Raw genomic sequence first — 14,456 nt, 5'->3', positions numbered from 1 at the left:
AAGCAAAGCTAGGGCGATCAACCATCTGAACTCGTGAGTCGGGCACAGCAGAAGTATCCCAGTGGGTGTCGCGTCGCACTCCTTTGTCCGGAGACGCTGTCGGTGTCCCCGCATCGGTCTGGGTCGGATGCGCGGGGTGTGAAGAGCGGTGATGTCCCTGCTGTCGATGGGGGGACGTCCTCGCTAGCTAGTGTCCGCCAGTTGTGACATCTGATCGAATAAAGCTCAGACAGACCGATGGTGCAAGAGGTGTGTGGAACTTCAGGAGGGGGGGTACCTGGCGGCGGTCGGACAGAGAAGCGGACTTCCGTCTTTGACACAGGAAGTGTCAGTGCGCCGCGAGACCATGACGAACGTGGGGATGCTGCAACCGGGAACCTCGGAGTACGAAGCGTTCCTGTCGCGCGATCAACGGATCGTGTACGCGCGATACAAGGACAGGCGCGCGGACATCTTCCTGCTCGAACAGGGCCAGGCTGAGGCGCAACGTGAGTTCACACGCGCGAACCTCGAGTGCATGATGCCGGACTGCAGCGACCGACGACTCACCACCGTTTCGCGCAGCAACAGTGGGCGCCGGGATGGTTTCCGGCATTTCGCCAAGGGACATGGCAACCACTCGCCCGAGTCACTCAACCATCAGCAGGCCAAACTCGCGGTCGCCTCCTGGATCACCAGGCGTCATTCCGGGCTCCTGGTCCAGTTGGAAGAGCTGGTGGGAGCCCGCGATCGAGTGGCTGACGTCCTGGTCACCTCGGTCACCTCAGGCAAGCGGATGGCCATCGAGATCCAGTACTCGGAGATGTCGATCGCTCAGTGGCGCGAGCGCCACGAGTCGTACGCCAACATGGATGTGGCTGATCTGTGGCTCCTGGGACACACGACTCTCAGTACCGATGCGCACGGCAAGGTCGAACTGACCTCGCTGCACCGGGCGATGCTGAAAGCGGGGTCGCGGCTCCTGTGGATCAATCCGATCACCGAGGAGGTCGGCGTTGTTTGGGCGGACTTGGCTTGGCGGCCCTGTCCCCGTAGAACATGTTTCCACGGTGAGAGAGGCCAGCACTGGGCCCTTCCCTCCGCAGCAGACGCCGATGGCTGGGTTCAGCTGATCCGCCTCGATGAGTGCCTCCTCCGATGGGGAGACATCCAGTCGCCGTCGCCGCTCGGCAGCGAAGAGTCGGTGAAGCAGTGGGAGTTGCTCTGCGACCGCGCACACGAGAGAGAACTGCGCCTTGCAGAGACCCGTCTCATTGGCCAGGCTGCTGCATACAGGCGCCCGATCACTGCTACGAACCTGATCACTGCTACGAAGAGACCAGCGATCCCCCCTCGCGACGCGGTCTTCTGTGGGAGGTGTGGAGAGATTCTGAACGACCCGGAGGTCCAAGGCTGGGGAGTCCACGCAGATCCGTACTGTCACCGGTCGTGGTGAAGCGACTTGTGGTGGCCTTGTTGATGCGTGAGGCGAGTGCTACTCGTCGTTGGCTAGGCTGAGCGGCGGAGGGCAGATGCCAACGATTTTTGACAACCTCACCGACGAGACACGCCTAGGGATCGAGCTGAGGCAGACTCTCGAACGCTACGCAGGGATAGATGTGGCTACGGGGTATCTGGATCTGCGTGGCTGGAACCGACTGGGCCCCGACATCGATCTGAAGCCTTACGCCGAAGGCGAGGGGCCGATCGCCCGCATCTTGGTGGGCATGGTCAGCCCCTCAGATAGCCAGATGATGTTGGAATCCCTGCAGGATGAGCTGAGTGACCCTGCGCCTGGTGCTGGGATCCATGACGCCGGCCGAGCCAGCGAACGGAAGGCCCGGCTAGTAATGCACCTGCGCACGCAGCTGATGCGCGGCCTCCCGACCGTTAAGGGCCAGGAGACCTTGCAGCTGCTGAAGAGCCAGCTCGCCTCCGGCCGCGTTGCCATCAAGGTGTACACACGGCGCCCGCTGCACGGCAAGACCTATCTGTTGCGCGGAGGTCAGCATCCCACGCCCCGCTGGGCCTATTTGGGCTCATCGAACTTCACGGGCGCCGGGTTGATGTCCAATCTGGAACTCAACGTCGATGTTGCCGATCAGGATCCGAACAAGAAACTCCTCCTGTGGTTCGAAAACCTCTGGAACGACAAGACGTCACTCTCCATCACCAAAGAGATCATCGACCTGATCGAGGACTCGTGGGGTAGCGAAACCCAAGCCACCCCGTTCGAGGTCTACCTCAAGGTCTGCCACGCCCTCTCCCAGGACGCCCGCGACGGCATGGGCTACGTCCTGCCCAGATCGATGCAGGATCTGTTGCTCGACTACCAAGCCACAGCCGTCCGCACACTCGCTCGACGTATCGTCAACCGCGGCGGAACGATGCTCGGCGACGTGGTCGGCCTCGGCAAGACCCTGACCGCGATCGCGACCGCGCTGATGCTGCAGGCGGCGGAGGACTACACCACCTTGGTGTTGTGTCCCAAGAACCTCGAGGCCATGTGGGAGAAGCACCTTGAGGCCTACGGGCTTCAGGGGGCGCGGGTCGTTCCCTACTCGATGGCGGACAAGATCCTTCCCGACCTCAAGCTGTTCAGGTTCGTCATCTGCGACGAATCCCACAACCTCCGCAACCACACGACCAAGGCGCACACCGCGATCAGTGAGTACATCCGGCGTAACGACTCCAAAGTGCTCCTACTCACCGCTACCCCCTACAACTTGGCATTCACGGACGTCGCCAACCAGCTCTCGCTCTACCTCGACGACGACACCGACCTAGGCATCGTTCCCTCTGCAGCCTTGGCAGCAGATCCCGCGTTGTCGGACAAGGTCGACGGGAAGATCAACACCTTGGCGGCGTTCCGTCGATCGGAATCCGCCGATGATTGGCGACGCCTCATGTCGGACCATCTCGTCCGCAGAACCCGAAGCTTCATCAAGCGCTCAGCCCAGAAGCGGACTGAGACTCTGCCGGACGGTACGACGCGCACTCGCGAGTACCTCACGTTCTCCGACGGGACTGAGTTCTACTTCCCCACGCGAGAAGCCCACCCACTGACGCATGACTTCTCACACGATGACCCTGCTGCCCTGATGGAAGACGACCACACCCTGGACGCGATCGCGCATCTGATCCTGCCCCGCTACCGGCTCGCGGACTACGAGAACCCGCTCGCCAGCAAGACAGCGGAGGACCGTCGCATCCTTGCCGACATTCGTTCCGGTCGGGGCAACGTGAGTGGATTCGTGCGCACTGGCCTGTTCAAGAGATTGTCCTCGTCAGGGCATTCCTTCATGATCTCGCTGCAACGTCAGCGGGCTCGCAACGAGCTGTTCATCCACGCCATCGATAACCAACTGGCACTGCCTGTCGGTGGCTACGCCGATCCGTCTTCGGTTACCGATGAGGACGAGGACGCTGGTGACTCTCCAGTGGGAGGCACCCTCCAGAACCGCTACGTGCAGATGGTTGCCTCGGCATCGCCTAGCGTGAAGTGGGTTAACAGCATCGCGCTGAAGCCGTCACTTCGCAAGGATCTGGCGTTCGATAATGCGGTCATCACGGAGCTCCTGGACTCCTATGGACCATGGGATCCCAGTCGGGACTCGAAGGTTAACGCTCTGATTGATCTGCTGCGCACCACACACGCAGGCCAGAAGGTGCTGGTGTTCACCGAATACAGAGACACGGCAGAGTACGTGGCCGAGGCACTCACGTCAGCGGGTGTCGCACGCGTGGCCGTGGCCAGCGGCGACTCGGCGGATCCTGCAGACCTCGCGCGACGCTTCGCACCTGTCGCCAACCGGCTGCCTGGTCAAGCCGTTGCCGACGTCGTCATACCAGAGGACCACCTTGATGTTCTGGTCGCCACCGATGTCCTCTCTGAGGGACAGAACCTTCAAGACTGCCACGTCATCGTCAACTTCGATCTGCCGTGGGCCATCATCCGCCTGATCCAGCGGGCCGGTCGTGTGGACCGGATCGGACAGCAATCCGACAAGGTCCACGTCTACCTCATCTCCCACGAGAAGGTTGAGCAACAAATCAACCTCCGGCACCGCATCAAGCAGCGCCTCTCCGCTTCCGCCCAAGCCTTCGGCTCAGATGAACAGTTCTTCGGCAGCGAGAAGGAAGTCCACCTCCTCGACGACTTCTACAACGGAGTGATGACCGAGGACGAAGACACCGACGGCGAAGCCGACGCAGTGAGCGAGGCGTGGCTGGCCTGGACCACCGCCCAGGATCGCTACCCCGAAGCGGCCAAGCGAGCGCTCACCCTGCCCGACCTGGTCCACAGCACCCGCACTACCTACCTGCACGAGACGAGGTCAGGAGTTGCGTGCTTCGTCAGCACCGAATCTGGCGTCGACGCATTCGCCCACTACGACGATGCCACTGGCCAAGAAACCCTCCTCACCCCACTCGAGGCATTGAGAGTCTTTCGAGCCGAGCCCGAAACTCCGACCGCACCTGTCCGCGACGACCACTTCGACCGCCAAGCAGCCCTCGTCAAAGGTCCGCTCACGGTCGAGGCGACCGCAGCCGGAAAACTGCGCGGCATCCGGAAGTGGGTCTGGGAACGCTACGCCGGGTCCCTCCTACTTCCCGACGATGCACGTCCGGCACTCGAAGCGCTCCATGAACGCCCCCTCACCACACACGCGACCGCCCAACTCACTAACGCGCGCCGGAACCGCTACGAAGATCAGGACGTCTCCGATCTCCTCAAGCGACTCCACACCGAAGACCGACTCACCATCCGCAACACCGAATCCGACCAGCTGCGCATCGTCTGCTCCCTCGGAGTAACCAAGTGAACAACCTCCTCGCACTCGTCGACCAGCACCGCTACCAAGACCTCTTCATCGAAGAACTCAACTGGCACCGCCCCGACCAACACCCCATCAAGATCCTCACCGACGCAGGATCCCTCACCGCATACAACATCTCCAGCTACAAAGGCCTGCGCGTCTGGGCCTGCAACGCGCTCCCCGGCACAGCAGCGGAGGCCGAAGTAGATCGAGCAATCGCCAAGACCACCACCGACCGGCTCATAATCTTCCACGAGGGTGACAAGCAGATCTGGCGCTGGCCCGTGCGACGCAGTACCGACACCTCAGTCCAAACACGACTGGCCCGTCACCGCTACAGCTCCGACACACCCAACCCGAGCTTCGATGCCCGAATCCGGTCCCTCGAACTCCCCCTCGAGGCCTCCCTCAGCGTCACCGACGTTCTAGTTAAGGTCCGGTCGGCCTTCGATGTCGAGTCCCACCGCGAGACCCGCCACGCATCCAAGCTCATGGCCCGCCTCTACGGAGCACTCGAGAAGGCCTACCCGAACAGCTACTCACCGTCCCAGCGAGACCATGAGATCGCTACCTGCCTAGCCCGCATTCTGTTCCTGGTGTTCGGCGATGACACTGAGATGTGGGAGCCAGACGCCTTCCGCGACTACCTGCGACACCACACCCGGCCCGACGCTAGCGACCTGGCGGCCCGCCTCAACGAACTCTTCATCCATCTGGACACCCCGGGAAGCCCTCCAAGCCACAGCGTCTTCTCAGGCTTCAAGTACGTCAACGGCGGACTGTTCACTGACCCCTTCACCGTCCCCGAAGCAGTAGGCACCGACTTCCGTCAGGCCCTCATGGACGCATGCGTGCTCGATTGGTCAAACATCAGCCCAGCAATCTTCGGCTCGATGTTCCAATCAGTGCGCGACGCGGACACCCGCCGCAGCCTCGGAGAGCACTACACCTCCGAAGAGAACATCCTCAAGACCCTCAACCCCCTCTTCCTCGACGAACTCCGCACCGACTACTCCGCCGCGCTGGGTCGTGACACGACCCGTAAGCAGATCAATGCGCTGGAAGCGTTGTGGAAGAGACTCGGCGACATCCGATTCATGGACCCAGCCTGCGGCTGCGGCAACTTCATCATCGTGGCCTACCGCGAACTCCGCGACCTCGAACTCAACGTGATGGATTCACTTCGAGATCTCCGCGGCGAGGACCAGCACACACTCCCCGGCGACATGGTCCGCGCCCTTCGCGTCACACTTGACCACTTCTACGGCATCGAGATCGACGAATGGCCTGCCACCATCGCTCAAACCGCCATGTTCCTTGTCGATCGGCAGTGCGACCTGAAGCTCAGAGAACGCTTCGGTGAGGCTCCCGAACGTCTACCCATCCAAACCGAGGCACGCATCACCGTCGGCGACGCGCTCCTCACCGACTGGGATGAGGTTGGTCCGCCACGCCAGGGAACCGTCTACGTCGCCGGCAACCCTCCATTCATTGGCCAAGACACCCGCACCAAGCAGCAACTGGCCGCAATGCTCACAGTCTGGGGACTCAAGAGCCCGGGCCGTCTAGACTTCGTCACGGCTTGGCATATCAAGTCCATGGACTACCTAGCCTCACGAAGGGGTGACTTCGCCTTCGTGACAACGAATTCCGTCACCCAGGGCGAACAAGTTCCCGTCCTACACGGTCGAATCAAGCAGGAAGGGTGGCGAATCGCATTCGCCCACCGCACCTTCGGCTGGACCAGTGAAGCCACCGGTAGCGCTGCAGTACATTGCACGATCGTCGGCTACACACGGGATACCAAGCGCACGCAACGAGTCTGGGACTACTCGACCGGAGCGCCAGTCGAACACCCTGTCAAGCACCAGCTCAACGGATACCTCATCGATGGTCCGGACCTCCTGATTGCCAAGGCCTCCAATCCAATCTCTCCGGTGGTTGCCAAGGCAGTTCTGGGGGCGATGCCCAAGGACGGCAACTGCTTCACTGTCGAGGCCCAGGACTACCCCACCTTCGCAGCGGATCCCGTGACTGCACGCTATCTTCGCCCCTACGTAGGATCCCGCGAGTTGGTCAAGGGCCTGGAACGGTGGGTGCTCTGGCTCGCCGACCTTGATCCCAGGGACTTGGAAAAGAGTGCACTCCTAGCCCAAAGAGTTGAGGGTGTCCGCCAGTACCGTCTCACTTCAGATGCGCCATCCACCGTCGAGCGCGCCACCACACCCCACCTATTCGCCCAAAGGTCCCAGCCGAAGACCGATTACCTCTGTGTCCCCAGCGTGGTCAGCGAAAACCGTCCCTACTTCACCGCCGGCCGACTCCCCCGATCCACGATCGTCAGCAGCCTCGCCTTCGCCGTGGAAGACCCGGACGGGTTGCAGCTCGCAATCGTCAGTTCTTCCATGTTCATCACTTGGCAACGCGCAATCGGGGGACGCCTCGAGTCCCGCCTGCGGTTTGCGTCTACCCTCACGTGGCATACCTTCCCCATGCCCCAGCTGACCTCTGAGGAGCGCAGAGGCCTAGTCGAGGCGGCCAGTCGGATAACCGAGGTTCGAGTGGCGCATGGTCGCTCGCTGGCAGCTCTGTATGCATCTGGCCAGTTGCCAGAGGACCTTCAGACAGCTCACGACGGCCTAGACCTCATCATGGACGGAATCTTTGGCCTCTGTAGCCCGACAGAAGAAGAGCGACTCGAAGCTCTCTTCGTGTCTTACAGCCGACTCACCCAGCAGGAGGAATAGAGCAATCTGAGCCCCTTCAGATCGACCGCAGTGCTGGCGGTGCGGGCCATATCCGTGATGCCACAGAGGCGAGCATGCTTGCTCGTTCTGCGATCGTGCCTTCATGCCACTCTTCACTGGCTGCGACGTCGTAGTTGATGACAAGCGATTTCTGCTGTTTGAACTCGGGCTGTTTGTCGGCCCAGCCGAGGTTGGAGACCGCGCGGTTGAACGTGCCGGTGACAAGGGTCAGGTTCCCGATCCCGTCGACCGCACGGCGTCGCTCTGCACTGAGAGCAACCCAGCTCGGATTGCTGTCCTCACGCGGCACGAGAGCCCCAGTGGCATCGAGCAGGCGCCAGTGCTCCTGCCAAGCCCGGGGCATGATGTGCTCGATTTGGAGGTCGTCGTAGTTGATGACGGCGCTTGGCTCGTGTGGATCCTCGGATCGGAGTTGGTGGTCGAGGGCTCCCAGGAGAAGCCGCAGTCGTGTCTGGGTCATCGCGTCGTAGAAGCGGCGAGTCTGGAATGCGTCGAGCATCTCGGTGTCGGATGGCCAGTGGAGCGCACCACCTTGGAGTTCGGTGACGACAGAGTCGGCGATGTCGTTGCCTGCGTCCGCGGCCCTCTTCGCCTCTCGGAGTACCCGGGCCAGGTGGCTTCCGTAGCCGCGGGTCTGAGCGCCGACGTACGTGCGACGAAGCGCCCATGATTCGACTGCCCGCACTGCCCGCACATGGTCGGTGACAGAGAGTTGCTCGGTGGGGATTGTGCGTAGCCAGGCCAGCAGGGGGATGGCGGTTGTGATGTCGAGAATCCGAAGCCGCCGGTAGGCGGCAAACAGGCGTTCATCCTCCACAGGTAGGGCCTCGTAGATCTCCTGGTAGGCGCTGGCATAGGTGCTGAGCTGCTTCAGGATCTCTTCTGTGGACGGTCCGTCGGCGAGGTATGCGCGGGCTTCACGGTAGAGGTGGCCGACGTTCGCCTCGCTGCCTGTGACACCTGTGAGCCACACAGATAACAGGACGTCGCGCCGGCCTCGTTGTGCATGGCCGCGGCCCACGGCTTGTTTCCACCAAGGCTCGTCGAAGTGGGCCCAGGTAGGCGTCGTACAGCTTCTCGACGTCCTCTTCAGCGAGTTCGCCTCGCAGGAAGAGCAGGTTCTTGACTAGGTCGATGGCGGAGAGCGGGGTCTGTCTACCGTTGAGGACCTCGAAAATGACCTGTGCGTCATCGTTGTCGTGTTATGTCGCAGGACATCGGTGACAGTTCTGTATCAGGACATCGGTAACACTTCCGCCTGTGTTGGTGGTGACACTTCGATGGGCGGGTGAGTAGAAATGTGCCTGTTGATCCTCGTGTCCGTCTCGCGATCGCTCGGTGGCCTGCGGAGGCCCCGCGTGGGGCGGTGAGCGCGTTCTGCGAGGAGCATTCGATCTCGCGCAAGACGTTCTACGCGCTGCGCCGCCGTGCGCTGGACGAAGGCCAGGCCGCAGTGCTGGAACCACGCTCGAGACGCCCGCGATCGAGCCCCACCAGGATCACCGACGAGGTCAAGCAGCAGGCGCTGGAAGTGCGGGCCTCGTTGGAGGCCTCGGGGCTGGATCATGGTCCGATCAGCGTGCACGACAAGATGCTCGCGATGGGCCTTGTCGCGCCATCGATCGCGTCGCTGGCGAGGATCTTCCGTGTCCGCGGGGTCGCCCGGCTCGAGCCGAAGAAGAAGCCCCGATCGGCGTATCGCCGGTTCGTCTACCCAGCGCCGAACGCGTGCTGGCAGCTCGACGCCACCGAATACGTGTTGGCGGGGGGCCGCAAGTGCGTGATCTTCCAACTCGAAGACGATCACTCCCGCGTGGCGGTCGCGTCCCATGTCGCGGCCGGCGAGACCAGCGTCGGCGCGATCACCGTCGTCCGGAGAGGGATCGAGGCCCGCGGCGTCCCGCAACGGCTCCTGACCGACAACGGCTCAGCACTGAACCCGTCCCGACGCGGCTGGCAGGGCGCGCTGGTCAACTACGCGAACTCCTTCGGCATCGCCACGATCACCAGCCGGCCCGGGAAACCCACCACGCAGGGCAAGAACGAACGCTTCCACCAGACCCTGTTCCGTTGGCTCGACAAGCAGCCCCTGGCTGCGACGTTTGCGGAACTCCAGGAACAGGTCGACCGGTTCGACATCATCTACAACACCCAACGCCCTCACCAGGGCCTCCCCGGCAGGATCACCCCGCAGACCGCCTGGGATGCCACCCCGGTCGCGGAACCCCCCGTCCCGCTGCCCGAGCCGGTCAAGATCCCCGACCCGCCTACCCCGCGGCATGCCCGCCCCGACGAGGTCGGCGAATACCGACGCCGGATCCGCACCAGCGGCTCGATCACCGTCGGCAACATCATCTACCAAATCGGCGCCCGCAAGGCCGGGCAATGGGTCCACGCCATCGTCGCCGACACCACCATCACCATCATCGATGCCGAGACCGGCGAACAACTCTTCGAACACCCACTCCCGCCCGCCGGCACCCGCTACGTCGGCAACGGCAAGTTCAACCGTCACCGATCTCCTGAGACATGAACTGTCACCGATGTCCTGAGACAGAAACGTCACCGATGTCCCGAGACATCACACGTCATCGTTGTCGTCCAGATCGATCACCACGAGCTTGAAGAGGCTGGCGAGCGCATCTGCGAGGGCGGCGAGGCGGCCCGGGTCGATCGTCTTGTCCTCGCCGATGGTCGCGTACTCGCGTGCCGCGCTGGCGAAGTAGCGGCGAGCCTGCAGATAGAGATGGGTGGGCGCATGATCGTAGTCGGGCACGGTGTCGCCCATGGCGATCGGCCACAGATCCCGATCCCGCCGCCGGGGCCAGAGCTTGTAGACCTCTTCCGGTGTCTCGACGACGTCCTCAGGGTTGAAAAGCATCCGTCGCACCGTCTTGGTGCGCTCGGAGGACGACTCTGCCAGGGCATCAGCCAAGCCTCGGATGAGCAGCTGGATCGTGGTCAAGCGTTGCTGGCCGTCGATCACGGAGCGCAGGGCAACTCCTCCGGTGGAGAACGGAAGACCGGCGCAAACGATCGCCCCTAGGAAGTGAGGCGAGACCGACTGTTCCTGCGCCTTCAGCTTGATTCCCTCTTCGCCGCTGGTGCGGACCTCCAGCAGCCTGTCAGCTGTGGACTCCAGGTCTTCGAACAGCAACCGCCACTGGCCATCCAGTGTCCACTCATAGTCGCGTTGGAACGTGGGAATGACGTAGCGACGCTCCGGCTTGAGGATGTCCTGCAATGGGTAAGTCTTAGCGTCCACAGTTTCCCCAGTTCGACAGGTGGGTCCATCAGAACACGGCTCCACGTTGAATCGAACTCTAGCTAGCCAGGCTCGGTCGAGCGGTCTGCGTGCCTGGCCAACAACAGCAGCAGAGAATGACGGCGATCTCCTGGGATGATTCGGGTGTGGACTTGGGCAACGCGCATGTGGAGGCTGCGCGCGTCCTCCACGCTGCGTGGTTGGCCTGTCCAAACCCGGTCGTGGTTGAGAAAATGCGGTCCGCGGTGCCTGTTCCGGGCAATGTCGCGTTGCGAACGCGGTATGAGGCCATCTTGGCCTCCACGCGCAGCGGGCTGACCTCGGCAGCGTTCCAAGTGCCCCGCGAGCTCTGGTTGGCTCAACTCAGCCGGGCGGTGGAGGGCGATGAGCTGCTCTCGGCGAACCGCCCTGACCTTGCCAGAGCGGCCTACAATTTGCTGGCCTCGCTGCACGTCGAGGGGCTCCATCCGCAGCCGCTCATCGATGCCGAGACCGGCCTTGGTGATGCAGCCCGTCAAGCCGATGACATCGGTGCAGCGATCGACCACTACCAGCGAGCCTCCCGTCTGGCTGGGCACATCGAGCACAGGTATGCACAGGTGCGGGTGGCCATCCCCCTGGGCTACTTGTTGATGCGGGTCGGGTCAAGCGCCCGTGCAGCCAGACAGTTCATCATGGCGAGCGAGTACGCGAACTTGGGCGACTGGCGCCTCGACGAGGCGAACGCGCTGCTGGGGTTGGGCGAGGCGTATGCCCGTCTACGCCAGCCGGAGAAGGCACACGAGCCCTTTCGTCGGGCTCTTCAGCTCTATGACGGGCTGCGTTCTGAGCCAGGACGTGCCAACACCTTCCTTCAGATAGCTGAGACATCCCGCCGGTTCGGCCATCCCGAGGACGCGCGCGAGGCCTACGTGCAGTCCTTGGTAGCCGCGGGTGCCGGTAGCGTCGCTGCGGTCAACGCCATGGACGGACTGGCTGAGGTTGAGGTCGTTCTCGGAGAGCCAGCGGCTGCCTATGACCACTTCCTCGAGGCGCTCACCACTTCCGGCCCGGGTTACCCGAGAGGTGCGGCACATGCTCTCAACGGGTTGGGTCGACTCTTCTTCGATGAGCTGGAATGGGCGACCGCATCCGACTTCTATCGCGCGGCGGCGGAGGCATACGAGCAGCTCAATGACCTTGTCAGCGCCGCCTCAAGCCATGGAGGACTTGCCGCGTGCGCGGAACGCAGCGCAGATGTGGACACGCAACTCGCTGAGCGGCTTGTGGCAGTGGCTTGCGTCGAGCGACATCGCGCCGCGCAGATCGTTCACGCTGATCAGGGCGAGTACTTTCAGCGTTTCGGGCAGTTCCATGAGCTAGCCCTCGCCGATGGTCTTCTTCATGGCCGTCTGGATGTCTTCATCCAGGTCTTTGAAGCCGTCACAGGCCGTCGGCTGTCGGGTCTGGCACACCGAACCACCCCAGTCGCGATCAAGTCGCGCTTCTCGGCCCAGCTTGCTGCACGCGGTAGCAGGGTGTTCCCGCGGGTGACGGGCATCGATCCCTTTGTGGATTCCATGCTGCGGCTGGGGGCAGACGTGCTGGGGTCGACTCTTCAGGGTATGGCCGGCAACAACTTGGACCGTGAGCTGGCGCAGGCATTTGTCCCGTTTGATGAAGTGGACCCGGGACACCTGTGGGACATCATCCAACGTCGCAATGAGCCAGTGCTCATGCTGGTCCTGCTGCGACGTCTGGAGACCGTCGCCTGGCTTCTGATTGATCCAACTGACCCAGTCCCTAAGTTCGGCCTACACGGCATCTCGAGCGACTGTCTGGCCATCGTCGAGCAACTGGACCGGGAAGGTCTGGCTCTGGATGCAACCCCGGACTCTCTGGAAGCCCTCCACGAGTTACTGCCGCCGCCGGTGCTCGACCATCTACCGGACGACGCCAGAGTGACGCTCGTACCTGCTGACGAACTTTGGGCAGTGCCGTGGTCAGCGGTGCGGCGCCCCGACGGCCGATTCTTGGGTGAGGTGTTTGCAGTTCGCAGGGCGCCGTCGCTGGAGATGCTGTCCATCGACCCGCTGCCGGACGCTCCAGCATCTGTGACGTGGTGGCGGTCCCCACTGGTCACCCACCATCAACTCCCTTCCCTCCTCGGATCCAGCGGGAAGGTGATCGTCCGGCAGCTCGCCGATGCGACCCAGGCGCGTCAGGCTGTCCTCAGGAGTGGTGAGCACGACCTCGTCGTCATCGTGGCCCACGGCCACCCCGTGGAAGGGCTCATTCATTTCATTGAACTCGGTGCTGGCACTCGACTGGTACCCGTCGACCTACTTGACGCGCAACCACCGCAGCTCCTGGCGCTCATTTCGTGCTGGGGCGCCACAGGGCCAGGTCGCGTGCCCGGAGACCCCCTGTCTGTGGCCACGCTGGCGCTGGCTCGTGGCTGCGCCGCTGTGGCGGCGACAACGTCGGAGCTACGCGACGACGTGCCCAGCAGCTCGTTCGTCAACTTCTTCCTTGACGCCGCCCTGCGGCTACCGATGCCGGAGGCACTTCAAGAAGCCACGCGCCGTTGGCTGCGCCGAGACGAGTACCGGTGCGGATATCTTTCAAGATGGGCGCCTGTCACGGTCTTGACCCGCTGAGCAGCTAGGACGTGTCTCCCAATAGCCGTTGCCAGGTCAGGATGGCGCTGAGGGTGACGCCGGCGCGGTAGGTGATGGCGAGTTTGTCGTACCGGGTCGCGATGCCGCGCCACTGCTTGGCGAGAGCGAAGAATCGCTCGACGACGTTGCGGCCCCTGTAGGCGTCGGCGTCGAGCCCGGGCGGTCTGCCGCCGTTGCTGCCGCGCCGTTTCCGTGCGGCGGCCTGATCGCGCTTGTCGGGAATGACGGCCTTGATCCCGCGGCGGCGCAGCTCGCTGCGGATCACGCCGGTCGCGTAGGCACGGTCTGCGATCACCGCATCAGGGCGGGTGCGCGGGCGTCCCGCGCCCGCCCGCGGGACGTGGATCTGCGCGAGCACCTCGGCAAGCATCGCGCCATCGTTGCGCTGACCGCCGGTGACGATCATCGCCAACGGCCGCCCGTGGCCGTCGACGGCCTGGTGGATCTTCGTCGTCAGTCCGCCGCGGGAGCGGCCGATACCGTGCCCCGGCGGTTCAACCTCCTGCCAGGGCAGATTCCTGTAATTCGATCCTGCCCCCTGTGTCCTGCTCCGGGCGGGTCGTGTTCGTCGCGTGCTGATGCGCACGCGCGATCGTCGCGTCCACCGACACCGCCCAGTCGATCTTCCCCGCCGCATCCGCCTCAGCGAGGATCCGCGTCAGCACCCGATCCCAGGTGCCGTCGCCGGCGTAACGACGGTGCCGCTTCCATACCGTCTGCCACGGACCGAACTCGTCGCGAGGCAGATCACGCCACGGGATCCCCGTGCGGAACCGGTACGCGATCCCCTCCACGACCCGACGGTTGTCGCCGAACGGGTGACCGCGGCGCCCCTCATTCGAGGGAAGCAGCGGCTCGATCCGCTCCCACTGCTCATCCGTGAACACCCGATACCGCGAACCCGTCGACCTCACCCGACCAGACTGCCGCGAGCCTCACTCAACATATGGGAGACACGCCCTAG

The 14,456-nt window shown here is 63.3% G+C and carries 7 protein-coding genes and 1 pseudogene; 5 read left to right on the top strand and 3 right to left on the bottom strand.

Annotation, left to right across the window (positions count from 1 at the left end):
• The first annotated feature begins 331 nt into the window (after positions 1-331).
• The 3 genes from ACZK4S_RS13430 (at position 332) to ACZK4S_RS13420 (ending at position 7,546) form a co-directional block, all read left to right on the top strand.
• Positions 332-1,435: a competence protein CoiA family protein gene (locus ACZK4S_RS13430; RefSeq protein WP_463644608.1), complete on the top strand. Its 1,104-nt coding sequence runs from the start codon at positions 332-334 to the stop codon at positions 1,433-1,435.
• 76 nt (positions 1,436-1,511) lie between these two features.
• Positions 1,512-4,805 carry a helicase-related protein gene (locus ACZK4S_RS13425; protein ID WP_463644607.1) on the top strand — a complete coding sequence of 1,098 codons (3,294 nt, stop codon included), beginning with the start codon at positions 1,512-1,514 and terminating at the stop codon, positions 4,803-4,805.
• Entirely contained in the window at positions 4,802-7,546 is a 2,745-nt protein-coding gene (locus ACZK4S_RS13420) for a class I SAM-dependent DNA methyltransferase (protein WP_463644606.1), read from the top strand. Before ACZK4S_RS13425 ends, ACZK4S_RS13420 begins: the two co-directional genes overlap by 4 nt.
• Before the next feature lie 16 nt (positions 7,547-7,562).
• On the opposite strand, the gene ACZK4S_RS13415 is transcribed toward ACZK4S_RS13420, so the two are convergent.
• On the bottom strand, positions 7,563-8,540 hold the full coding sequence (locus ACZK4S_RS13415) for an HNH endonuclease family protein (RefSeq protein WP_463644605.1): 978 nt from the start codon (positions 8,538-8,540) through the stop codon (positions 7,563-7,565).
• A 315-nt stretch (positions 8,541-8,855) separates the two neighbouring features.
• Between ACZK4S_RS13415 and ACZK4S_RS13410 the strand changes: the two are divergent.
• Positions 8,856-9,854, top strand: a pseudogene (locus ACZK4S_RS13410) (integrase core domain-containing protein); the annotation flags it as partial.
• 294 nt (positions 9,855-10,148) lie between these two features.
• Here ACZK4S_RS13410 and ACZK4S_RS13405 read toward each other — a convergent pair.
• Complete coding sequence (locus ACZK4S_RS13405) at positions 10,149-10,811, bottom strand: DUF262 domain-containing protein (protein ID WP_463644604.1); 663 nt, start codon at positions 10,809-10,811, stop codon at positions 10,149-10,151.
• Between the two features lie 137 nt (positions 10,812-10,948).
• Here ACZK4S_RS13405 and ACZK4S_RS13400 point away from each other — a divergent pair, with 137 nt between their 5' ends.
• The gene (locus ACZK4S_RS13400) at positions 10,949-13,471 is read left to right on the top strand and encodes a CHAT domain-containing protein (RefSeq protein ID WP_463644603.1); all 2,523 of its coding nucleotides are present in this window, start codon (positions 10,949-10,951) and stop codon (positions 13,469-13,471) included.
• Between the two features lie 4 nt (positions 13,472-13,475).
• Here the strand turns inward: ACZK4S_RS13400 and ACZK4S_RS13395 are convergent.
• Positions 13,476-14,379 (bottom strand): IS5 family transposase gene (locus tag ACZK4S_RS13395; protein WP_463643408.1). Its coding sequence is split into 2 segments (ribosomal slippage): positions 13,476-14,058 and positions 14,057-14,379, totalling 906 coding nucleotides; the frame shifts between segments, so codons are not numbered across the junction.
• Between the last annotated feature and the right edge of the window lie 77 nt (positions 14,380-14,456).

This window comes from Tessaracoccus zhenghani, from assembly GCF_055326325.1.
The sequence above is the reverse complement of the archived record's forward strand: the minus strand, read 5'-3'. Positions and strand labels throughout refer to the sequence as shown.